This window comes from Aeromonas dhakensis (assembly GCF_002285935.1).
Classification (GTDB): domain Bacteria; phylum Pseudomonadota; class Gammaproteobacteria; order Enterobacterales; family Aeromonadaceae; genus Aeromonas; species Aeromonas dhakensis.
On sequence record NZ_CP023141.1, the window covers coordinates 394,028 to 416,124 of the forward strand.

General features: G+C 63.6%; 18 protein-coding genes. 8 read left to right on the top strand and 10 right to left on the bottom strand.

Annotated elements, in window-relative coordinates; genetic code table 11:
- Positions 1–7: 7 nt before the first annotated feature.
- From CK627_RS02120 to CK627_RS02150, 8 genes are all read right to left on the bottom strand, one after another.
- Positions 8–367, bottom strand: coding sequence for a Shedu anti-phage system protein SduA domain-containing protein (locus CK627_RS02120; protein WP_157737148.1), 360 nt, complete (start codon positions 365–367; stop codon positions 8–10).
- Positions 331–897 carry a hypothetical protein gene (locus tag CK627_RS22455; protein ID WP_157737149.1) on the bottom strand — a complete coding sequence of 189 codons (567 nt, stop codon included), beginning with the start codon at positions 895–897 and terminating at the stop codon, positions 331–333. The genes CK627_RS02120 and CK627_RS22455 overlap by 37 nt, the downstream gene beginning before the upstream one ends.
- A gap of 60 nt (positions 898–957) precedes the next feature.
- Positions 958–2,997: an exodeoxyribonuclease V subunit alpha gene (gene recD / locus CK627_RS02125; RefSeq protein ID WP_095591574.1), complete on the bottom strand. Its 2,040-nt coding sequence runs from the start codon at positions 2,995–2,997 to the stop codon at positions 958–960.
- On the bottom strand, positions 2,994–6,599 hold the full coding sequence (recB, locus tag CK627_RS02130; protein WP_095591575.1) for an exodeoxyribonuclease V subunit beta: 3,606 nt from the start codon (positions 6,597–6,599) through the stop codon (positions 2,994–2,996). The genes recD and recB overlap by 4 nt, the downstream gene beginning before the upstream one ends.
- Entirely contained in the window at positions 6,599–9,964 is a 3,366-nt protein-coding gene (recC, locus tag CK627_RS02135; protein WP_095591576.1) for an exodeoxyribonuclease V subunit gamma, read from the bottom strand. Before recC ends, recB begins: the two co-directional genes overlap by 1 nt.
- Positions 9,965–10,187: 223 nt before the next feature.
- On the bottom strand, positions 10,188–10,580 hold the full coding sequence (locus CK627_RS02140) for a DoxX family protein (RefSeq protein ID WP_024941255.1): 393 nt from the start codon (positions 10,578–10,580) through the stop codon (positions 10,188–10,190).
- 40 nt (positions 10,581–10,620) lie between these two features.
- Positions 10,621–11,307 (bottom strand): pirin family protein, encoded by a 687-nt coding sequence (locus CK627_RS02145; protein WP_005306141.1) that lies wholly within the window; start codon positions 11,305–11,307, stop codon positions 10,621–10,623.
- A gap of 30 nt (positions 11,308–11,337) precedes the next feature.
- Complete coding sequence (locus tag CK627_RS02150; protein ID WP_011707661.1) at positions 11,338–11,670, bottom strand: hypothetical protein; 333 nt, start codon at positions 11,668–11,670, stop codon at positions 11,338–11,340.
- Positions 11,671–11,927: 257 nt separating this feature from the next.
- Here CK627_RS02150 and CK627_RS02155 point away from each other — a divergent pair, with 257 nt between their 5' ends.
- Positions 11,928–12,842: a LysR family transcriptional regulator gene (locus tag CK627_RS02155; protein ID WP_010635876.1), complete on the top strand. Its 915-nt coding sequence runs from the start codon at positions 11,928–11,930 to the stop codon at positions 12,840–12,842.
- 445 nt (positions 12,843–13,287) lie between these two features.
- Positions 13,288–14,052 carry a helix-turn-helix domain-containing protein gene (locus tag CK627_RS02160; protein ID WP_005306152.1) on the top strand — a complete coding sequence of 255 codons (765 nt, stop codon included), beginning with the start codon at positions 13,288–13,290 and terminating at the stop codon, positions 14,050–14,052.
- A 70-nt stretch (positions 14,053–14,122) separates the two neighbouring features.
- Here the strand turns inward: CK627_RS02160 and CK627_RS02165 are convergent, their stop codons facing one another.
- The gene (locus CK627_RS02165; protein WP_095591577.1) at positions 14,123–14,926 is read right to left on the bottom strand and encodes a UTRA domain-containing protein; all 804 of its coding nucleotides are present in this window, start codon (positions 14,924–14,926) and stop codon (positions 14,123–14,125) included.
- 213 nt (positions 14,927–15,139) lie between these two features.
- On the opposite strand from CK627_RS02165, the gene CK627_RS02170 reads away from it, so the two are divergent.
- The 6 genes from CK627_RS02170 to CK627_RS02195 are packed head-to-tail and all read left to right on the top strand — an operon-like array spanning position 15,140 to position 20,411.
- A complete protein-coding gene (locus tag CK627_RS02170; protein WP_005306158.1) occupies positions 15,140–16,186 on the top strand; it encodes an ABC transporter substrate-binding protein in 1,047 nt (348 codons plus the stop codon).
- A gap of 10 nt (positions 16,187–16,196) precedes the next feature.
- Entirely contained in the window at positions 16,197–17,030 is an 834-nt protein-coding gene (locus CK627_RS02175) for an alkaline phosphatase family protein (protein ID WP_065017566.1), read from the top strand.
- Positions 17,030–17,929, top strand: a complete 900-nt coding sequence (locus tag CK627_RS02180) for an ABC transporter permease (protein ID WP_095591578.1) — start codon at positions 17,030–17,032, stop codon at positions 17,927–17,929. The genes CK627_RS02175 and CK627_RS02180 overlap by 1 nt, the downstream gene beginning before the upstream one ends.
- A complete protein-coding gene (locus tag CK627_RS02185) occupies positions 17,922–18,698 on the top strand; it encodes an ABC transporter permease (RefSeq protein WP_095591579.1) in 777 nt (258 codons plus the stop codon). The genes CK627_RS02180 and CK627_RS02185 overlap by 8 nt, the downstream gene beginning before the upstream one ends.
- A gap of 6 nt (positions 18,699–18,704) precedes the next feature.
- Complete coding sequence (locus CK627_RS02190; RefSeq protein ID WP_095591580.1) at positions 18,705–19,712, top strand: ABC transporter ATP-binding protein; 1,008 nt, start codon at positions 18,705–18,707, stop codon at positions 19,710–19,712.
- A 39-nt stretch (positions 19,713–19,751) separates the two neighbouring features.
- Positions 19,752–20,411: an HAD family hydrolase gene (locus CK627_RS02195; protein ID WP_095591581.1), complete on the top strand. Its 660-nt coding sequence runs from the start codon at positions 19,752–19,754 to the stop codon at positions 20,409–20,411.
- A gap of 15 nt (positions 20,412–20,426) precedes the next feature.
- Here the strand turns inward: CK627_RS02195 and CK627_RS02200 are convergent, their stop codons facing one another.
- Positions 20,427–22,037, bottom strand: coding sequence for a sensor domain-containing diguanylate cyclase (locus tag CK627_RS02200; protein WP_095591582.1), 1,611 nt, complete (start codon positions 22,035–22,037; stop codon positions 20,427–20,429).
- Between the last annotated feature and the right edge of the window lie 60 nt (positions 22,038–22,097).

The following is a 22,097-nucleotide window of genomic DNA, read 5'->3' on the forward strand; positions in this document are numbered from 1 at the left end:
CCGCATATTATATAGCAACGTGGTGCAAAAACTTCAAAGTCAACTTCATCATTATACTTTTTACTATAAAAATTTTCATCAATTCAGATTTTTGTATTAACACTTGAGCAATGGTTCCTGATAAATCATTTGAAATTCCAAAAGTGCCTCTATATCTTCTATTAGATAAAAGAGCTGTACCTGGCGTTTTTATTTCAACCAGATTAATATTTCTACTTAAAGAATGAAGTAATGCAAAATCAGTTCGCCGATTACCTTTCCCTGAGATGTCCGTACTACCGACTCCAAACTCTCTGTAACACAGACTAATACTACCACCCAGAAGATGCTCTAAAAGCTTTTTATTAAAATAAAATTTTTTTGCCAAAAAGATTCGTTGTTTCTTTTTTCTAAGAAGTCACGATCCATAGACCCAATTAAATCACCGATACTTGTGGCATATATTCCTCTTTGTACCATTGGAACAATTCTGGTAGATATATAGAAGTCATTGATGCTAGACATTGCCTCAGTCAAGAAACCGGCAAAAGTTTCAGCATCACTGTCTAGCTCATACTCATTAATAAAATCAATTAGTTCAGATATACTATTTTTTGCCGTCCGCCCAACAGAAACGTCCCTAATCAACGCTCTGTTTTTATTAAGATAGTCTTTAATTTTATCAGTGTCAGGCAACCTGATGACTTCCTCATTAACCCTCTGCTCTATATTTTCATCAATCAAATCTCTGAGCTCAGATAGATGCTCGACAGAGTAGGCTAAACTTCCAGGAGAGTGCATTAATAAATTGTTGATAGCGGCAAAAATCAACTCTTCATCATTCACACTGGCTTTTCTGAGATCACCAGATATTTCAAGTATTCTCATGACCTCAGCCATTCTTTCTTCACTGAACAAAATATAACTCCTTCAGTTATTGTCGTGTCGGTGATGATGAAGCCTGAATAATCTCATCACTCACTCCCCCAACCTCTGTGCCAATCCCGAATAACGCTCGGTCTTTTTCCGCACGGCCTGTGCCAGCAGGGCGCGATCGCCGTAGAGATCGAGCCGGGCTTTGGCGCGGGTGATGCCGGTGTAGACCAGCTCGCGGGTCAACAGCGGGCTGGGACTGTCGGGCAGCACCAGCACTGTATGGGCAAACTCCGAGCCCTGGGACTTGTGGATGGTCATGGCGTAGACCGTCTCGTGAGGTGGCAGCCGGCTGGGTAAAAGCGCCCGCAGGGTGCCGTCCGGCTGCTCGAACCAGACCTTGAGCCGCCCGCTTTCATCGGGCAGGCAGAGCCCCATATCGCCGTTGTAGAGGCCGACCCCGTGGTCGTTGCGCACCACCATCACGGGGCGGCCCGCATACCAGTCGCTATCGCGGGCGATCAGCCCCGCCCGTGACAGGGCCAGTTCGAGGCGCTCGTTGAGCCCCTCGATCCCGAACGGGCCGTCCCGCAGGGCGCAGAGGATCTGAAAACCGTTGAACGCCTTGAACACGGCGGCGGGTGCCTCCCCGGCGCGGGCCGCCTTCAGATAGCTGCCGTAACCGGCCACCCCCTGGGCAATCAATTCGTCGTAGGCCTCCCCGGCCCAGGGGTGCAGGCTGATATCGGCAAAGCCCATGCCCCAGACTGATTCCACCGCCGCCGCATCACCGCCGTTGCAGGCGCGCGCCAGCTGGCCGATGCCCGAATGCTGATCAAAGCGCCAGCTCTTGGCCAGCAAACAGAGGCTGTCACGCACCGGTGCACCACCAGGTGTGCCCTGCAACCGATAGCCAGTCTGGCGGGAGAGCCAGTCCGCCTGGGCGGGGCTGATGCCCTGTTCGATAAAGCTGCAGATATCGCCGAGCACGGCCCCCGCCTCCACCGAGGCGAGCTGATCCTTGTCGCCGAGCAGGATCAGGCGAGCGTGGCTCGGCAGCGCATCGAGCAGGCGCGCCATCATGGGCAGGTCGACCATGGAGGCCTCATCCACCACCAGCAAATCGAGGTGCAGCGGGTTGCCTTTGTGATGGCGGAACTGGCTGCGGCCCGGAATGACCCCGAGCAGCCGGTGCAGGGTGCCCGCCTCGGTGGGAATGGCTTCGACCCACTCGGGGGGCAAGTCCAGGGCCTGCAGGGCAGAGCCGATACTCTCGGTGAGGCGCGCCGCCGCCTTGCCGGTGGGGGCCACCAGCCGGATCGCCGGGGCCTTGCCCGCTTGCAGACCGGTCTCCACCAGAATGGCCAAGAGCTTGGCGACCGTGGTGGTCTTGCCGGTGCCGGGGCCGCCGGAAATGACCGCAAAGGGGCGCGCCGCCGCGGTGGCCGCCGCCAGCTTCTGGCCGTTGCAGCAGAGCGCCTCGGGCACCAGTGCATCCAGTTTGCTCAGGTCGTTTGCGGCCTGGGCGCTGGCCAGCAGCCCTTCGATGGCGGGCCACTCCACCTCACTTGGGAACACCAGATCCAGATACTTCTCGATAAAGTGGCGGGCCGAAAAGTCGGGGGCGAGGCGGGCCTTGAGCAGCGCCCCGAACACCAGGCCGTAGTCGCGGGCAAAGAGGCGCGACAGGGCCGGGGCGATCTCGGGCCATTCGGCGCGTTCACTCAAGGCACGAAGATGGCGGGCCACCCCTTGCTCATGATCGTGGTAGCGGGTGAGATAGAGGCGGCCGTGCCAGAGCCGCAGCGGCCAGCGCGGGGCTTCCCCTTCATCTTGCTCGCCGCCAACCAGGGGGCTTGCCGCAAACAGGGCGGGCCAGCTCGCCGGATCCGCCAGATCGGCCAGCAGATCCCGGCCCTGATCCGGATCCAGCCCGAACGGGCGCAAGGATCCGGCAGATAACATCTCCAGCGGCAGACAGACATGGCCGCGCCCCAGCTCGAAGCAGGCGAGCGCGGCCCCCAGCACCAGCTCGGGGCCGCCGCCCAGATCGGCCACCAGCTTGGCAAATTGCAGATCCAGCTGGCGGATGCGCCCCGCCAGCGCCAGGGCCTTGAGCCGTTCGATCATGATTGCGCTCTTCATGCTTCTACCCCGTTATCCCATTCTTGTGCAGAGGCGGACGCCGCCCCCTCGCTAAACAGCCGATCCAGCCCCTGCACCAGCTCGCGGCTGGGGCGAGTATGGAAGATCCCCCCTTGTGGCATGCCGCGCAGGAACAGATAGAAGACCCCGCCAAAGTGCTGGTCGAAGTCGTAGCCCGGCAGACGCAGGGCGAGCAGCCGGTGCAGCGCCAGGGAGTAGAGCTGGTATTGCAGGTCGTAGCGATGCTCCACCATGGCCTGCTCCAGCGCCGGCCGGCTGTAGTCGGCCGGGCTCATGCCGAGGTGGTTGGATTTGTAGTCGAGCAGATACCAGCGCCCCTGCCACTCGAACACCAGGTCGATAAAGCCCTTGAGCATCCCCTGCACGGTGGCGAAGCTGAGCGGCTTGTTGCCCCGTGACAGCGGGTCGTGCTGCTGGCAGAGCGCGGTCAGCGCAGGGGCCGTCACCCGCCCCATGGGCAGGAAGAACTCCAGCTCCACCTGCTTGCGCTCGGGGGCCAGATCCCGCAGCCGTACCGGCTCGCCAAAGCCCGTTTCAAGCGGGGTATCCAGCACCGCCTCCACCTGCTGTTGCAGCACTTGGGCCCAGCTCTCGTCGAAGCCGTCCTGCGCCAGCAGGGTGGCGATATGCTGTGCCAGCGGCTCGCCTGCGGCACTCTCAAAGTCGATGGTCTCGAACAGGCTGTGCAGCAAGGTACCGGGACGCGCCCCCTTCGGGAAGGTGAAGATGGAGGGCTGGGGCGCCTGCACTGGCTCTTCGGCAGCCAGCGCCGCCGCCTCGGTGACCACCTCGTCATCGAAGCCGGGATTGGCCAATACGCCCTTGCTGTGACCGTGGCCCTGGGCCGCGAGACCGGAGTAGGAGCTGATCCACCAGTCCCGCTCAAGGGTGCCGCCAAAGCGGCGCACCTTGGGCTCGCCCAGTTGCTCCTCTTCGGCCGGCAACGGGGCCGGGCGAGTGAGCGAGGGCTCACCGACGGCCACCCCGGGCAGATCCTCAGCAAGCGCACTGAGGGCGGTGGCCAGGGTCGCTGCGTCCCCCTCCTCCCCCTTTTGCAGCAGGTAGCCGATGGCGGTCTGGTGCAGGTCGGTCTTCTCCGACTTGCCGTTGCCGGAGCGCACCGGCGCCAGCCCCAGCCAGGTGGCGTAAACGCCCCGGGTCAGCGCCACGTAGAGCAGGCGCAAGTCTTCGGCGAGGCGCTCTTTGTCGGCCTCTGCCAAGGAATCCTCGGCGCCGGTGAGATCGAGGATGGTGCGGTTGCCCGCCTCATCGGCCTCGTGATAGAGCGGGGTGTCGGCGCTGCGGTGGCTGCAGATAAAGGGGAGGAACACCAGCGGGTACTCCAGCCCCTTGGATTTGTGGATGGTGACGATCTGCACCAGCTTGCGCTCGGACTCCAGGCGAAGTATCTGCTCCGCATCCTGGCCGCTCTGGCGGTTCACCGCCTCCCCCAGCCAGCGCAGCAGGGCGTATTCGCCGTCCAGCTCGCTGCTCACCTGCTGCAAGAGCTCCCCCAGATGGAGGAAGTTGGTCAGCCGCCGCTCACCGTAGGGGCTCGCCAAAAGCGAAGAGGCGAGATTGCGCCGGTGCAGCAGGGCCCGCAGCATGGCCAGCACACCGCGCTTGTGCCAGACCTTGCGGTACTCCATAAACTCCTGCACCGCGTTCTCCCACGCCCGCTCGTCCGAGGCAAGCTCGTCGAGGGCCTTGGCGTCGAGATCGAACAGGCCGGTGGCAAGCGCCGCCCGCAAACTTCTCTCCTCGCTCGGGTTCTGGCAGGCGTGCAGGATCAGCAGGATCTCCCGCGCCTCCACCTGCTCCAGCACGCTCTCGCGATTCGACAGATAAACCGAGGCGATGGCGAGGCGTGCCAGCTCCTGCTGCACCAGCTTGCCCTCGGCGCCGGTGCGCACCAGCACGGCGATATCGCCCGCTTTCACCGGCTCACTGCCGATCAGCGCCTTGCCCTCGCGGGCCAGGCTCAGCAGGCGGTGGATCTCCGCCGCCGTGGCGCGGGCCATCCTGCTCTGGTAGTCCCCCCGGTTGAAGGTGGGCTGGCCGGTGAGCTGCCAGCAGTGCAGCACGGGGGCGGTTTCACCATCGAGGCGCAACGCCTTGCTCTTGCCCTGCGCCTCCACCGGCAGGAAGGGGATATCCGCCTCGTAGATAAAGGGATCCTTGGCCCGCTCGAACAGGCCGTTGACCGCCGCTACCAGGGCGCCGCTGGAGCGCCAGTTGCGCCCCAGGGTGTAGTGGGCGCTCACATTTCGCCGCGCCTGAATGTAGGTGAAGATGTCGGCGCCGCGAAAGCCATAGATGGCCTGCTTGGGGTCACCGATCATCAGCAGCGCCGTGTCCTGATGGCCGCCGTACAGCCGATGGAAGATACGGTACTGCTGGGGGTCGGTATCCTGGAATTCATCGATCATGGCGACCCGGTAGGTGGCGCGAATACGATCGCACAGCCGTTCGCCAAGGCTAGAACCCAGCGCCCCGTCGAGGTCTTTGAGCAGATCGTCGAACGAGAGCTGATGGGCCTGGCGCTTGCTCGCATGCATCCGGCTGCGCACCACCACGGCGGCCCGCTGCAGGATCAGATCTCGGATACCGGGGCGGCTCGCCAGCAGCGCGTCGATCTCGCTGAATAGCGGCAGGGTAGGCACCGCCCCCCCCTTCTTGAGGTTTTCCTCCAGCACCGTCTGACCGAAACGCTCCAGCTCCTTGGGAATGGCGTAGCCGCTGGTCTCGTCTTGCGCCCAGTCGGCTATCTTGGCGAGCCAGCCTTCGTAGTTCTTGCCGGTGTAGCGGCTGATATGGCCGTCGGTCTGGCGGCGGATCTCGTCCACCTGCGCCAGCCAGGCCGCTTTCACCGCCTCGATACGGGCCATGGCCACCTGATGGCGGGCCGCCAGGGTCTCGTCCCCCACCGGCGGGCGCATCTCCAGTTCGCTGTTGTCGAGCCAGCCGTTCATCTCCCGCAGCAGCGCGGCGGGGCTTGGCCAGAGCGCGCGCACGGCGCTTGCCAGGGTTTTATCCACCAGATAGAACTCGGCGCGCCAGTAGTCGCTCACCGCCTGCAGCCTGAGCTGGCTGTCGTCGGTGAGAAATTCGGTCTCGAAGAGGGCGCCCGACTCGAAGGCGTTCTGTTTCAGCATCCGCTGGCAAAAGCCGTGGATGGTGAAGACGGCCGCCTCGTCCATCTGCCGCTCGGCGGCCAGCAGGCGGCGGGCCGCCAGCTCGTGATCCTCCACCTCCTCCAGCAGCTGGGCCAGCAGGGCATCGCCGCTGTGACCGCGCATAAAGGCGAGGCGCGCCTCGTGGATGCGGTCGCGGATCCGCCCGCGCAGCTCGGCGGTGGCCGCCTCGGTAAAGGTCACCACCAGGATCTCGGTCACCGACAGGGGCCGCTCGTGGGCGCTCGCCTGACCAGCATCGGCGCCTTCTTCGATGAGCGGGCCATGGCCCAGCAGCAGACGCAGGTAGAGGCCGGCGATGGTGTAGGTCTTGCCGGTGCCGGCGGAAGCCTCGATCAGCCGCTCGCCATGGAGGGGAAAACGCAGGGTATTGAGCGGGTTAGCCATTATTGCAACTCCTCCAGCGCCTTGATCAGCGGGGTCAGGTGTTCGCGGGCCAGCGCCTGCAGCTGGGCCAGCACCTCGTCATCGAGTTCCGGGAAGCAGCGGGAGACGTAGACGTCCTGCCCCTCCCCCGTCACCATGTAGCCGCCGTTGAAGCGGGCGAGTGCCGCCTTGTCGGCGGCCTCCGGTTTCTCCGGATCCTTCTCGATCCCCTTGATCCACTCCCAGGCAGTGCTCGGGAAAAACGGCAGCGGCCGCTTCATCCCCTGGGTCCAGAGCGCCACCAGCGCCGCCAGTCTGGGGCGGGCTTCATCAGCCGGGAGCCTGGCCAGTCGCAGGCTCTGCTTGGCGTCGAACAGCAGGGTGTCACCGGGGGCATCACTCAGGGAGAGGCAAAGGTGCTGGATCCAGCCCAGCAGCAGATCCTTGCCGTTGAAGCTGCCCGGTTTGATCACCAGCAAGCGCCCCTTCTGGGTGTCGATCCACCCCTGCAGCTGGCCCTGGGTCAGGGAGATATCGATCTCCACCGCCTGTTTGTCCGCCTCATTGGTCGCCACCCAGGGGCGCAGGCGCGCAGCCAGCTTGCCCATCTCGGCGTCCAGATCGTCCAGCAGCAGGCTGCCGAACCAGCCCTGGGGCAGCAGGCCGGAGAGTTGCAGGCGCTGGCGACGTTCCTCGCTTTCCCCCTGTGCCAGATGGGCATCGAGCAGCAGCGCCTTGAGCTGGTAGTGCTGCAGGCCGTCCAGCTCGAACGGTTCGCTGTCCTCGATCTCGGCCTCGTCCAGCTCGAACCACACCTTGAGGCGGCGGTTGAGGAAATACTTGGCGGGCTGGCGATAGAAGCGCAGCAGCTCCGCCAGCTCCAGCCCCTGCTCTTTCCCCCATTCGGGGGGCAGAGGCAGCTCGCCGCTCTGGAAGTTGGCGGCCCCGCGCTGCGGGCTCAGGGCCGGCAGCCAGTCGGCGGCATAGGTGAAGAGGCCGGAATCCGCCTCTGGATAGAAGTAGCTGCGGCTGTAGGGGGTGAGCGGGTGTTCGACGATCAGGTGCTCGAGCAGCCGCTTGCCGGAGGTCTCGTCATCGAGGTTCTCATCCCCCGCCAGCACGAAGCCCTGACGCACATAGTCGATGAGTTCGGCCAGCAGCACGGAAGGCACCTTCTCGCTGTTGTCCTGGGCGCTGAAGCCCTGATAGCTGATGTAGAGCCCCTGCTGGGCACTCAGCAGCGCCTCGAGGAAGAGGTAGCGGTCGTCGTCGCGACGGGAGCGATCCCCGCGCCGGCCCGCCACCGCCATCAGGTCAAACCCCATGGGGGGCAAGGTGCGCGGGTAGACGCCGTCGTTCATGCCGAGCAGGCAGACCTGCCGGAAGGGGATGGAGCGCATCGGCATCAGGGTGCAGAAGTTGACCTGACCGGCGAGGAAGCGCTGGCTGGAGCGTGACTCCCCCAGCACGCTGCCGAGGTAGTCCTGTAGCAGATCCGCGCTGATGGGCTGCTCGAAGCGGGCCTCGCCGAGCTGGGCGAGCCAGTCCGCCAGCTGGCTGCGAATAAGCTGCAGCTGGCGCTCTTCATCCTCGTCGGCCTGATAGAAGCGCTCCAGCAGTTCGTTGAGGCAGGCGATCCACTCGGGCAGCCCCTGCGCCTGTTGCAGGCGGGGCAGAAATTCCGCCAGGGAGTCGACAAACCAGGCGAGCTTGCCGAGCGCCAGCCCCTGCTGCCCCTCGATATCGGCATAGGGCAGGATCCCTGCCACCGGCTCGCCGTCGCCCATGGCAAAACCGAGCAGCATGCGGCGCAGGCCGAACAGCCAGCTGTTGCCAGAGAGGCGCGGCAGATCGAAGCGCTCCGGGTAGCCGTCATCCAGCCCCCAGCGAATGCCGGTCTCCTGCACCCAGCGCCGCAGCTGGTTGAACTCGTCGTCATCAAGCTCGAAGCGGCGCAGCACGGCGGGCACCTCGAGGATGGCGAGCAGCTCGCCGGCCCCCAGCCGGGCGTTGGGGAGTCTCAGCAGGGCGAGGAAGCTCTGCAGCAGCGGGCTCTCCTGGCTCGCCGCCCGATCCGACACCGCGAAGGGGATCTGGCCTCTCGCCCCGAACACCGCCTGGATATAGGGGCCGTAGCTGTTCACATCCGGCATCATCACCACCACGTCTTTCGGGGTGAGGGAGGGGTCTTGCTCGAACAGCGCCAGCAGCCGGTCGTGCAGCACCTCGAGCTCCCGCATCGGGCCGTGGCAGGCGTGGATCTGCAGGGATCCATCGGCCGGATCGATCGGGCTCTTGTGGTGACTGCTATCCAGTTCGAATTCGCCAGCCCCCCGTTCAGCCAGCTCCAGCACATCTTTCTGAATGGCGCGCAGCAGCCTGGCCTGGCCCTGTTCATCCTGATCGTCGATATCGACGAAGGCCTCGATTTGCGGCACCTCCAGCTCCATCAGCTGGTGCAGGTAGTCGCGCCCCAGCTTGCCCATGGAGGCGAGCAAGGGGTTGGCGGGGCCCTGCAGGGTCTCGAGATCGGTACCGGGCTTGAGTTTGTTTTGAAGGCGCGCCAGGGTCTTGCGATCGAGCAGGTCCCCCCAGTAGTAGCGGCAGGGGTTGGTGACGAAGAGGTGCACCTCCACCTCATCCCGGCTGCCGAGGGCCAGCAGCGCCTCCACGTAGCGCGGCGGCAGCGCCGAGATGCCGAACACGAAGACCCGCCGGGGTAGCGTGCCCGGCAGCTCGGCGGTGCGCTCCAGCTCGTGGATGAACTCCTCGTAGAGGTTGGCACGGTGGTAGCCGCTGGGGGCGAGCGCCAGGGTGCGGGCCACCAGCTCGCGCCACAGCTCCGGCTGCCAATCCTGACCGCTCACCCCGGCCAGCTCCTGGCTCAATCCCTCCCCCTGTTCCCAGCGGGCGATCCAGTCCGGCCGATAGACCAGATACTGGTCGAACAGATCCGCCACCTTCTGGCAGAGCTGCCACAGCCGCACCTGCTCGGGCGCCTTGGCGGAATCCGGGGCAGGATCCGCATCATCCCCACTCCCCAGATAGGCGGCCAGCGGCGCAAAGGCGGGGCGGTCAAGCAGGGCGGGCAAGATGGTCATCAGCTGCCAGCTCATGGATCCCTTGTTGTAAGGGCTCTGACGAGGCACGTCCGCCAGCACCCGGGTGAACATCTCCCAGATGAAACTGGCGGGCAGCGGGAAGTCGATATTGGCGGCGATGCCGAAGGCCTTGGCCAGCTCCAGCTTGAGCCACTGGGCCATGCCCGGGCTCTGCACCAGGATCTGCTCGCGCTCGAAAGGGTGAGCGAGGGGGGTCTGCCGGATGCGGCTCACCAGCAACTCTTTGAGCAGATCCAGCTGATTGGAGTGGTAGAGGGTAAACATGGGCAATTCCCGCCAGTGCAAAGAGGGGTCAGCGCGGGAAAACCTCAAGGATCCCCGTCACGTCACAGGTATCGGGATTGTCGGGGATCGGGGGATAAGATGCAAAAGGCGCTTGTTGTCGCCGATCACATCGCCCATCTGCCGCAGGCAAATGTGGCGGGCATAAAAAAGCCGGTGCAACTGCACCGGCCAAAAGGCGTTGGAAAACTCGAGCCTGCGGGGTTTACCAGTTCTTGCCGAGGCGGGCATCCAGGCTGAAGGCACCTGCACCGGCCGCCGCCAGGGCCAGGAAACCACCGGCCACGGAGACGTTTTTCATGAACATCAGCATCTGCATCTGGTCGGCAGGCTGATAGTGGAAAATAAAGGCGGCCATCAGGGTGAAACCGGCCATCAGCACGGAGAGGCTGCGGGTAAACAGGCCCAGCATGATGGCGAGGCCACCGCCCAGCTCCAGCAGGATCACCAGCGGCAGGATGAAACCGGGCACGCCCATGGCTTCCATATACCCCTGAGTACCGGCGTAACCGCCGATCTTGCCCCAGCCCGCAATCACAAACATCAGAGCCAGCAGTACGCGACCCACCAGCAGTGCCAAATCTTTCATCTTGTCCATTTCAATATCCTCGTTTTGCGTCACATCACCGCTGACTGCTTCAGGGTAGGTCAAATAACAGGGCTTGGCTGGCACTCATGGCCACCAGATCCCATTTGGGCTCATCACGACTGAGTACCCCGTCGCCGGGTCGGGCAGCCAGACCGTTGGCGGCAAGCTCCCCTGAAATCATCTGCAGGTAACCGTGTCGGCCGGCCAGCTCCCAGGTGAGGCTCTCACCCGGTTCAAGCTGCAACCGCCATACGCGGGCCTGCTGGCGGATCCTGAAGGATCCTGCTTCGCCGTCCGGTGACGCCACCAGCGTCATGCCCGGGTTGGCTTCAATCTTCTTCTGCTGATAGCCGGGTGTCGTGCCGTGTTCGTTCGGCTCGATCCAGATTTGCAGCAGGGAGAGCGGCTCGGTCTGCGAGGGGTTGTACTCGCTGTGCCGGATGCCGGACCCCGCGCTCATCAGCTGGAAATCCCCCGCCGGGATCTGCTCGGCATGGCCGAGGCTGTCCTTGTGCTCTATGGTGCCTTGCAGCACGCAGGTCAGGATTTCCATGTTGGCGTGAGGGTGGGTCGCGAAACCGCCACCCGGCGCCACCAGATCCTGATTGATGACCCGCAGCACTGAATGCCCCATCCAGTCCGGGTCGTAGTAGTGCCCGAAGGAAAAGCTGTGGCGCGCATCCAGCCAGCCGAAGTTGGCCTTGCCGCGCGCTTCTGCGGCTCTCAATTTCATCATGGTGTGCTCCTCACGTACCGATACGGTTGATTAACGCTGTTTGCCGCTACCGATGCCGAACGGAATGCGGTAGTCGCTGCTCTGCTCACCCAGGCTCACGGTCAGGTTGCCCTGGGTGCGGCTCGGGATCTGGACCTGCTGGCTGCCCATCAGGTTGGCGTGGACGGAGGCAACCAGGTCGCCAGACTCGTCACGCACTTCCAGCATGGGGTTGCCCTTGCCTTCCACCGCGGCGGTCGCGTGCCAGTTTACAAACAGCACGCCCGGGGCGGCGTTGAGGTCGGCCGGGACGGAAGCCTGAGCAAAACCTGCGGTCATCAGGCCTGCAACGGCCAGCATCTTGATTACGTTTTTCATGTTCATTCACTCTCTTGGTTTTATGTCATTGCCAAGGCCGCTGTGGCCAGAATCAATGCATCCATGCAAGAGGTCATTCAAATAGTGTGTTGTTCTTTCACCGAAGTCAGACGCCCTGATTGAGGGGGTCACAGTCTGGAACTACCCGTTTATTTGGCTGCTTGGCGCTCCTGCCTAAGCGTTGATTGAATATTAAAGACACTTGGCCTAACTTGTTAGCGAGATAAACTGGCAAACATGTTCAAAAAAATTGAAGGCAATTTATGGCCAAGGAACTGAACAAGGAACGGGCGCTGACCCTGGAAGCCATCCGGGTGCTGGATGCCATCGATCGCCGCGGCAGCTTCGCGGCGGCAGCCGACGAACTGGGCAAGGTGCCCTCGGCGCTGAGCTACACGGTACAGAAGCTGGAAGACGAGCTGGACGCCATGCTGTTCGACCGCAGCGGCCACAGAACCAAGTTCACCCCGGCCGGCCGCATGCTGTTGGAGCGCGGCCGGATTCTGCTGGAGGCGGCCGAGCATCTGGTGGGCGAGACCCGGGCGCTGGCCCGCGGCTGGGAGACCGACATCACCATCGCCGTCGATGCGCTGGTGCCGCTGCAGGCGCTCTACCCGCTGGTGGAACGACTGGCCGAGCTGACCGATACCCGGCTGCGGCTGCGGGCCGAAGTACTGGCGGGCAGCTGGGAGTGTCTGGAGGATGGCCGGGCCGACCTGCTCATCTCCTCCCTCAACCCCGACATCATGATGACCGGCATCAAGCACCAGCCGCTGCAGGAGGAGGTGATGCTCTACGTCGCCCACCCGGATCACCCCCTGCATCAGGAACCCGAGCCCCTGGCGGACGATACCCTGCGCCGCTACCGGGCCATCGCGGTGGCCGATACGGCGCTGCGCAAGCCGGTGCTCACCTATCGCCTGCTCGACAAGCAGCCGCGGCTGACCGTCAGCACCATGGGCGAGAAGCGCGACGCCCTGCTGGCGGGGATCGGGGTCGGCACCATGCCGCTGAGCTGGATTGAAGAGGACATCCGGGCCGGACGGCTCAAGGTGATCGGCCCCGAGTATCGCCACCAGATCCAAGTGGTACTGGCCTGGCGGCGCGACACCATGGGCAAGGCCAAGAGCTGGCTGATCCGGGAGATACCCAAGCTGTTTCCCTGCAAGGGGGAATAAATGTCTGCCACGCGAGGGCGGCGGCGCAGGAAGTGCCGAAACTGAGCCCCTGTCTTGACGGCGGGCTCAGATTCTAGGAAAAGAAAAAAGCGGCCCTCTTGCGAGTTCCGCTCAATGCCAGGAAAGAATAAAAAACCTTGCGGTTTAAAAAACCCTTAAATTGGAAGCAAACAATCGATTTCTCAACCAGGAAGGTCTTGAATCCGATTCGTTTTGAATTATGCGCGATGTTTTATGCGCCACCAGCAAAATGTTGAACGGTTGAAGGATATGCACCGCAGAGTATCACTATCTGCAACCTTCGAGCGCGACTGGTCTGGCCATTTCAATCGATTAGGTCGGGTTTGTTTCCTCTGGTTTTTTAAAGTGTCAGTATCTGAGCCCACAACGACAAAATAACTCAATTTCTGACACAACATAAAAATGCAGATAAAGGAATAGTTGCATGACCTACAGCCAGACCCTGGCCAACAATATTCTCGACACCCTGAAGAAGACCCTGACCGACAAGGGGATCCGCTATCAGACCCTGGCAGAAGCCATGGGGGTCTCCATCGCCACCGTCAAACGGATGATGAACAAGCCCTCCCTGCCGTTCGATACCCTGCTGGAGGTGTGCCACCTGGTGGGGCTGTCGTTCGAGGAGCTGCTGGATCGCACCCAGGACGCCCAGAGCCGGCGCGCCGTCTTCACCCAGGAGCAGGACGAGGCGTTCCACAGAGAGCCCGGCCTCTACGCCTTTCTCGCCAACATTTTCTGGCGCGACAAGACGTTAATCGATCTCAAGCGGGAGTACGGCCTGACCGATGCCTCCTGCTACCTCTACCTTCGTAAGCTGGAGAAGCTCGGCATCCTGCAGCTCGGCATCGACAACAGTTACCACTTCCTCATCAGCGAACGGATCAGCTTCGAGCAGCACAGCCGCTTCGCCCGTCAGCAGGCGCGCCAGGCGATGTCGGTGCTGGGGGACTATCTGGTGGAGAACATGCACAGGCCCAACAACTACATGGCGCTGTGTCAGCTCCATCTGGACGAGAGCGAGGCGATGGCGCTGATCGAGCGGATGAAGGAGTACTGGCACCAGGAGCTCAAGCTCAACCGCCCCGCCATCGGCCAGCGGGAGGGCAGCAAGACCTACACCATGTCGCTGCAACTGGCCGACTGCGGCTACCAGAGCTTCGACGATCTGATCCCCAATATCGACAACTGATCCCGGCGGGTCCCGCGGGATCCGCTCCCCCTCCTTTCCGCACAGGCATGACCCGCCAGGACACGCCGGATCACCCCTGATCCACGAGCCGGGTTTGCTGCAGCTTGCCTGCGAGGGGCTGCAATGCTCGCGTATCGAAACAGATGCGGATGGCGTCCGGTCGCCAGTGTTCGATGTCGCAATCCACCAGCGCTCCCCGCTCGTCGTAGTTGACCCGCACCAGCCGCAGCACGGCGCTCCCCTCTGCCAGATTGAGGGCGCGAGCAATGGCGCCGCGCGCCGCCGAGGGGGTGATCTCGAGGCTCGCGCCACCCTGGCCTATGCCATAGCGCTCCCGATAGAGCTCGGTGAGGGAGCTGGCCAGCGGCGCGCTGGCGATGTCGGGAAAGCGGCTGGCCAGCAGATGGTGGCTGACGTGCAGCACGGGGCGGCCGTCGATGAGGCGCAGGCGGCGGATTTCATAGAGCGGGGTGAAAGGCTCCAGCCCCATCCAGCGGCAGAGCTCGCTGCTGGCCAGCTCGCCGCCGTGGGCCAGCACCCGGGTCTCGGCGGTGCGCTGCTGCTCGCCGATCCACTGGTGAAAGTGGGTGTGGATGGCGGGGTCGTAGGTGAGCCTGGGGGGCGCCACGAACCAGCCGCGCCGCTCGGCCCGGTAGATGAGGCCGTCCGCCTCGAGGCTGGAGAGCGCCTCCTTGATGGTGATGCGGGTGGTGGCGAAGCGCTCGCTCAGGGCCCGCTCGGCCGGCAGTTGCTGCCCTGCACCCAGCTGGCCGCTGCCGATATAGCGGCGCAGGGTCTGGCAAATCTGTTCACACTTGGAGGCGCGGCCATCGGCCACTGCCCGCTCGCTCAATCTCGGTTCGATCACGCTCATCTTCCTGTCGATCATCCTGGCTGCCGTGGCTGGTTCAACCTCTCGCTGGAGTAGTCCAGCCTCACTCGGATTGAGAGTTGTAACCGTGCAGGATGACAGCGCCATGACAGGGCGATTGTCATCAAACTGCCATCAAAGCGCCCCGCCACCGTCATATTTCCCCTCTAGCATCCCTCTCGAACCTTAACTGACCTAGTCCAGAGGGATGGAATGATGAAAAGCGTGATCGCAAGTGCACTGGCCCTGGTGGCCATCAGTCAGCCACTGTTTGCCGCCGAGAACATCGCGGATCTCGAGAAGGCCGCCCGCGGTGAAGGCCAGCTCAGCAGCGTCGGCATGCCGGACAGCTGGGCCAACTGGAAGGATACCTGGCAGCAGCTCGGCAGCATCTACGGCATCAAACATCAGGACACCGACATGAGCTCGGCCCAGGAGATCGCCAAGTTCGCCGCCGAGAAGGGCAACGCCACCGCCGACATCGGCGACGTGGGCGGTGCCTTCGGCCCGGTCGCGGTCAAGCAGGGAGTCACCCAGCCCTACAAGCCCTCCACCTGGGCCGACATTCCGAACTGGGCCAAGGATGCGGACGGTCACTGGATGCTGGCCTATACCGGCACCATCGCCTTCCTGATCAACAAGGATCTGGTCAAGGCAGCCCCCACCAGCTGGCAATCCCTGCTGGGCGGCGACTACAAGGTGACCCTGGGTGACGTGGGTGTCGCCTCCCAGGCCAACAACGGCGTGCTGGCGGCAGCCTATGCCACCGGCGGCAGCGAGAAGAACCTCAAGCCTGCGCTGGAGCTGTTCGGCAAGCTGGCCCAGCAGGGCCGTCTGTCGCTGAACGACCCCACCATCGCCAACATCGAGAAGGGCGAAGTGGAAGTGGGTGTGCTGTGGGACTTCAACGCGCTCAACTACCGCGACCAGATCGACCCCAAGAAGTTTGATGTGGTGATCCCGAGCGACGGTTCCGTCATCGCCGGCTACACCACCATCATCAACAAGTGGGCCAAAAACCCCAACGCCGCCAAGCTGGCGCGGGAATACATCCTCTCCGACGCCGGTCAGATCAACCTGGCGCGCGGCTACGCCCGTCCCATCCGCAGCAACGTGACCCTGCCGGACGACGTCAAGGCCAAGCTGCTGCCGGCCGAGCAGTACGCCAATGCCAAACCGGTCCAGGATCACGCCGCCTGGGAGCAGAGCTCCAAGGCCCTGCCGCGCCAGTGGCAGGAAACCGTCATGATCAACATGCAGTAAGGAGCGGCCAGTGCAACACAAGGTGATAGTGGTACTTGTGGATGGCCTCTCTGCCGAGGTAGCCCATTGCATGGGCTACCTCGCGGGCATGGTGGAGGCGGGACAGGGGTTGCAGGCCACCCTGAGCTGCGCCCTGCCCTCCCTCTCCCGGCCCCTCTACGAGTGCATCCTGACCGGGACGACGCCGGTGGAGAGCGGCATCACCCACAACGGGGTGAGCCGTCTGAGCCGGCAGGAGTCCATCTTCCATCTGGCCCGCGCGGGCGGCAAACGCACCGCGGCGGCGGCCTACCACTGGGTGAGCGAGCTCTACAACCAGAGCCCCTGGCAAGCAGCCCGCGATCGCTTCACCCATGACGAGCGACTGCCCATCCAGCACGGCTGTTTCTACTGGGATGACGGCTACCCCGACAGCCATCTGCTGATGGATGGCGAGTGGCTGCGCAGCCAGTACGACCCCGATTTTCTCTTGATCCACCCGATGGGGGTGGACGATGCGGGCCACAGGTTCGGCCTCGACTCCCGTCAGTACCGCAATCAGGCACGCCGGATGGACAGCCTCTTGGCCGACCTGCTGCCCCAGTGGCTGGCGGAGGGGTATCAGGTGGTGATCACCTCGGATCACGGCATGAACAACGACTTGAGCCACGGCGGTACCCTGACCGAGGAGCGCCGGGTACCGCTCTGGCTGTTTGGCGATGCGTTCGTGGCCCAGTGGCCGGCCGGTCCCGCCATGCAGCAGACCCAGCTCTGCGCCCTGATGGCCGATCTGCTGGGGGTTTCCCACGACAAGCCGGGCTGCCCGCCGCTGCTCAAGGCCGGCAACCTGCCGGAGGTACACTGATGATGCCCGCGACTACCGAGATCCTGGCGGATCAACCCGCCATCACCCGGCGCCGGCTGCGTCGCCACTGGTTGCCCGCGCTGGTGCTGCTGCCGTTCATTCTCTTGATGATCCTGTTCCAGCTCGCCCCCATGGTGTGGGTGCTGGTGGGCAGCTTTCAGACCCCCGATGGCTGGGGCCTCGACTACTACCGGGAGATTTTGAGCTCCCCCTTCTACCTGCAATCATTCGGCAACTCTTTGCGCATCGCCGGTATCGCCAGCCTGGCGGGGCTCGCCATCGGCACTCTGGGGGCGGCGGCGCTGCGCTACAGCGGTGAGCGGGTAAAACGGCTGCTGCTGGCCTTCGTCACCATGACCGGCAACTTCAGCGGGGTGCCGCTGGCCTTCGCCTTCATCATCATTCTCGGCATCAATGGCGCCGTGACCCTGTTGCTGAAATCCTGGGGCCTCATCGACGGCTTCAACCTCTACTCCGGCAGCGGCCTCATCCTCATCTACACCTACTTCCAGATCCCGCTCGCCCTGCTGCTGCTCTACCCGGCGTTCGATGCGCTGCAGGATGAGTGGCCGCAGGCCGCCGCCCTGCTCGGCGCGAGCAAGAGCCAATATGTGTGGCACGTGGCGCTGCCGGTGCTCACTCCCGCGCTGCTCGGCACCCTGATCATCCTGTTTGCCAACGCAGTGGGGGCCTATGCCTCCGCCTATGCCCTCACCACCGGCAACTTCAACCTGGTGACCATCCGGGTGGCCAGCCTGGTCTCCGGCGACATCTTCCTCGAGCCCAATATGGCGGCGGCGCTGGCGGTGATCCTGATGGTGCTGCTGGGGGTGGTGACGGCCGCCAACCAGTGGCTGCTGAAAAAGAGCTACGTGAACAAGGGGCAATCCCATGCATGACTTGAAACCTGGCTGGCCGCGCTGGGTGCTGGGGGCCCTGGTGGCCACCCTGCTGTTGCCGCTGCTGGCCACCTTTCTCTACTCCATCTCCACCCGCTGGGGGGCCACCCTGCTGCCAGACGGCTTCACCCTCGACTGGTATCTCAAACTCTGGGGCGATCCGCGCTTTCTGGCAGCGTTTGGCCGAAGCCTGCTGGTCTGCTTCGCCACCCTGCTGCTCGGCACGCTAGTGCTGGTGCCCACCGTGCTGGTGGTGGCCTACTACTTCCCAAAGCTGGATCCCTGGATGAACCTGTTGATCCTGCTCCCCTTCGCGGTGCCGCCTGTGGTCTCCTCGGTAGGGCTGCTGCAGATCTACGCCGACGGCGTTCTGCCCATTATCGGCACGCCGTGGATCCTGATCGGCACCTGGTTCACCGTGGTGCTCCCCTTCATGTACCGGGCGCTGGCCAACAGCCTGCAAGGGGTTCCGCTCAGGGATCTGATGGATGCCGCCCACCTGCTGGGGGCGAGCAGCCGCCGCGCCTTCCTGCTGGTGGTGATCCCCTGCCTGCGCAAGGGGCTGCTGGCGGCGCTGTTTCTCTCCCTCTCCTTCCTGCTCGGCGAGTTCGTGTTCGCCAACATGCTGGTGGGCACCCGTTACGAGACCCTGCAGGTCTACCTCTACAACATGCGCGCCACCTCGGGCCACTTCACCAGCGCGCTGGTGATGAGCTACTTCCTGCTGACCCTGCTGCTCACCTGGGCGGCGAACAGATTTCATAGGTGAATCAAGATGTTCCATCTAGAAGTGAATCAACTGCACAAATCCTACGGCGACACCAGAGTGTTCGAGGGGATCGAATTCGGCATCCGCAAGGGGGAGCTGGTGACCCTGCTCGGCCCCTCCGGCTGCGGCAAGTCCACCCTGCTGCGGGCGCTGGCCGGGCTCACCCCGGTGGATGGCGGCCAGGTGCGGGTGGCCGGTGAGGACATTACCTGGCAGGAGCCCCAGAAGCGGGGCATCGGCATGGTGTTCCAGAGCTATGCCCTGTTCCCCAACATGACGGTGCGGGACAACGTCGCCTTCGGCCTCAAGATGAAGCCCCAGCCGGGGCGAGATCTGGCCGCCAGCGTGCAGGAGGCGCTGGCGCTGGTGGAGCTGACCGGCTTTGAGCGCCGCTATCCGGCCGAGCTTTCCGGTGGCCAGCGCCAGCGGGTGGCGCTGGCCCGGGCTCTGGTGGTGCAGCCGCGGATCCTGCTGCTGGACGAACCGCTCTCGGCGCTGGATGCCCGCATCCGCCGCAGCCTGCGCCAGCAGATCCGCGAGATCCAGCAGCGCCTCGAGCTCACCACCATCTTCGTCACCCACGATCAGGAGGAGGCGCTCACCATGTCGGACCGGATCTTCCTGATGAACAAGGGATCCATCGTCCAGAGCGGCACGCCGGAGGAGATCTACACCCGCCCCGCCGACGCCTTCGTGGCGGGCTTTATCGGCAACTACAACCTGCTCGATGGCGAGCAGGCCAAGGCCCTGTTCGGCCAGCACTGTCGTGGCAAGCTGGCGCTGCGACCGGAGTCCCTCTCCCTGCTGCTGGCCGGCGCCCGCAGCGACGAGCCGCACCTGCCGGGGGTTATCAGCGGGCAGCAGCTGCTCGGCAACGTGATCCGCTATCAGGTGAGCTGCGCGGCGGGCCTGCTGACGGTGGACTGCCTCAACCGCTCGGCCCGGGATCTGCTGCCGGTGGGCAGCGCCGTGACCCTGGCGGTGGCCCGGGATCAACTCTGTGAGGTAGCATGACGCCCCATTACATTTCCATTTTCACTGCGAGGAGCACCCATGGCACTGGCACTGTTTGATCTGGACGAGACCCTGATTGCGGGGGATTCCGCCAGCCTCTGGCTGGAGTACATGGTGACCGAGGAGCTGGCGCCGGCCGGCATGATCGCCGAGGAGCAGGCGATGATGTCCCTCTACCATCAGGGCAAGATGGACATGCACCAGTACATGGCCTTCACCCTGCAGCCGCTGGCAGGCAAGTCGCGCCAGTGGCTCGACCCGCTCTGTGCCCGCTTTGCCGAGCAGGTGCTGCGCGAGCGCATCTACCCTGAGGGGGTGGAGCGCATCGAGTGGCACCGCAAGCGGGGCGACGAGCTGGTGCTCATCTCCGCCTCCGGCGAGCACCTGGTGGCCCCCATGGTGCAGATGCTGGGGATGGATCACTGCGTGGCCATCCTGCTGGATGAAGAGGCCGGCATACTGACCGGCCAGACCCGCGGCACCCTCAGTTTTCGCGAGGGCAAGGTGGCCCGCATCAACCAGCTGTTTGCCGCAAGCGCCGACCCCTGGCGGGAGAGCCACGGCTACAGCGACTCCCACAACGACCTGCCGCTGCTGCAGGCGGTGACCCACCCCCACGCGGTCAATCCCGCCCCGGGGCTGCGCCAGATCGCCACCGAACAGGCCTGGCCCACCCTCGACTGGCAGCTGGCCTCCTGAATGAAGAAGAGGCCCTCAGGCCTCTTCGTTGCTCAGCAGTGCATCGTCGGCAGGGGGCGTCTCCTCCTGCCCCTTCGCCTCTGCTCGGCCCAGATGGATGCAGTTCTTGCCGTCACGTTTGGCGCGATACACCTCGGCATCGACCGCCGCCAGCAGCGCCTTGCCATCCATCCCCGCCCGGCAGGCCACCAGCCCGCCGCTCAAGGTGATCCTGAGCCCCGGCTCGCGCCAGTCCAGCGACTCCACCCCCTTGCGGAACTGCTCCAGCAGCATCTGGCAGAAGTGGATGTCCGGGTTGACCAGCAACACCACCAGCTCCTCGCCACCGTAACGGCAGACCCAGCCGTGATCCCCCAGCAGGGCCCGGCCGAGCTGGCTCACCCGCTTGAGCACCACATCTCCGGTCTGATGACCGAAGGTGTCGTTGACCCGCTTGAAGTCGTCCAGATCCACCATGGCCAGGCAGAACGGCTGCTGATCCTGCAGCAGTCGGTTGAAACGTTCATCGAAGAAGCGGCGATTGTAAAGGCCGGTCAGCTTGTCCAGGTTGGCCTGCTGGCGCGCCTCGTGATAATCCTTGCTCACCTCGGCCAGCTCGGCATAGACGTGCCTGAGCTCGCGCATGCCCCCCAGGGGCACCCCGTCAGGCTCCATCCGGCTGGCCCGGATCATGCTCGAGATCTCGTCGAGCATGCGGCGAAAATAGCGGGACCAGATCAGCGCCAGCATCAGGTAGAGCACACAGGCCAGCGCCACCATCAGCAGCACGTTGAGGGAGACCCTGTCCACCACCGCCATCACGCTGGCCGCCGGCTGCACGCTGATCAGTACCCAGTTGCGCTCCTGCAGCCTGCTGTAGGCCACGAACTGGCGGGAGTCCTTGTCCAGAAAGATGCCATCCTCTTGGGTGAAGCGAGCGAGCCATTCTGGATGGGTCATGGGCTTGAGCAGCTGGGCCGCGTCAGGATGAGCCAGCACCTTGCCGGACTGGTTGACGATCATCTGGTAGCCCTCCCCCAGCTGACGATTCAGCTGAGCGGAGAAGGGAGCCAGGATGGCATCGACCGCAAGGACCCCGCGCACCTTGCCCTCCCTGTCGGTCAGGGCCCGCGCCAGGGCGATCACCAGGTTGCCGTTGGTGTAGTCGTAATAGGGCTCGGTCCAGACCATCTTGCCCACGTGCTGGCTGGCCAGCTGATACCAGGGACGCACTCTGGGATCGAAGTTGGCATCCGCCTGCCAATCGGGGTAGATCAGCATCTGACGCTCGGCGGTGCCGACATAGATGTAGACCAGATCGGCCATGATCCCCTTGTAGAGCTGCCACTCCTTCAGATAGGTCTCGGTGTTGAGCAGGCGGGGGCCGCTGATGTCCTCAACCTTGACCCTGTCGTAGATGAGGGTGAACTGGCGCTCCATCTCGTGCAGATAGGGCTCGATGAAGACGTGACGAAGCTGGTGGTTGGTGGCGAGCAGGCGTTGCTGCAGCTCGCTTTGCAGACTCCGCTCCATGTGCAGGTAGTAGATGCCACCCAGCATCAGCACCGGAATGAACAGCAAAAGCAGGCCCAGACGCATCCTGGTTACCAGGGACCAGGTTTTTTTGGCGACCGCTCGTTTAACCAATCCTGACTCCTGCTATTGCCAGACCACGCGTAGTGTCAGAATATCAGCAGCGCGAGATGG

What these genes read in the sequence shown, in the direction of transcription:
- recD (WP_095591574.1), bottom strand. Translation starts at nt 2,997, where the DNA reads ATGAAGAGCGCAATCATGATCGAACGGCTCAAGGCCCTGGCGCTGGCG.
- recB (WP_095591575.1), bottom strand. Translation starts at nt 6,599, where the DNA reads ATGGCTAACCCGCTCAATACCCTGCGTTTTCCCCTCCATGGCGAGCGG.
- recC (WP_095591576.1), bottom strand. Translation starts at nt 9,964, where the DNA reads ATGTTTACCCTCTACCACTCCAATCAGCTGGATCTGCTCAAAGAGTTG.
- CK627_RS02140 (WP_024941255.1), bottom strand. Translation starts at nt 10,580, where the DNA reads ATGGACAAGATGAAAGATTTGGCACTGCTGGTGGGTCGCGTACTGCTG.
- CK627_RS02145 (WP_005306141.1), bottom strand. Translation starts at nt 11,307, where the DNA reads ATGATGAAATTGAGAGCCGCAGAAGCGCGCGGCAAGGCCAACTTCGGC.
- CK627_RS02150 (WP_011707661.1), bottom strand. Translation starts at nt 11,670, where the DNA reads ATGAACATGAAAAACGTAATCAAGATGCTGGCCGTTGCAGGCCTGATG.
- CK627_RS02155 (WP_010635876.1), top strand. Translation starts at nt 11,928, where the DNA reads ATGGCCAAGGAACTGAACAAGGAACGGGCGCTGACCCTGGAAGCCATC.
- CK627_RS02160 (WP_005306152.1), top strand. Translation starts at nt 13,288, where the DNA reads ATGACCTACAGCCAGACCCTGGCCAACAATATTCTCGACACCCTGAAG.
- CK627_RS02165 (WP_095591577.1), bottom strand. Translation starts at nt 14,926, where the DNA reads ATGAGCGTGATCGAACCGAGATTGAGCGAGCGGGCAGTGGCCGATGGC.
- CK627_RS02170 (WP_005306158.1), top strand. Translation starts at nt 15,140, where the DNA reads ATGAAAAGCGTGATCGCAAGTGCACTGGCCCTGGTGGCCATCAGTCAG.
- CK627_RS02180 (WP_095591578.1), top strand. Translation starts at nt 17,030, where the DNA reads ATGATGCCCGCGACTACCGAGATCCTGGCGGATCAACCCGCCATCACC.
- CK627_RS02185 (WP_095591579.1), top strand. Translation starts at nt 17,922, where the DNA reads ATGCATGACTTGAAACCTGGCTGGCCGCGCTGGGTGCTGGGGGCCCTG.
- CK627_RS02190 (WP_095591580.1), top strand. Translation starts at nt 18,705, where the DNA reads ATGTTCCATCTAGAAGTGAATCAACTGCACAAATCCTACGGCGACACC.
- CK627_RS02195 (WP_095591581.1), top strand. Translation starts at nt 19,752, where the DNA reads ATGGCACTGGCACTGTTTGATCTGGACGAGACCCTGATTGCGGGGGAT.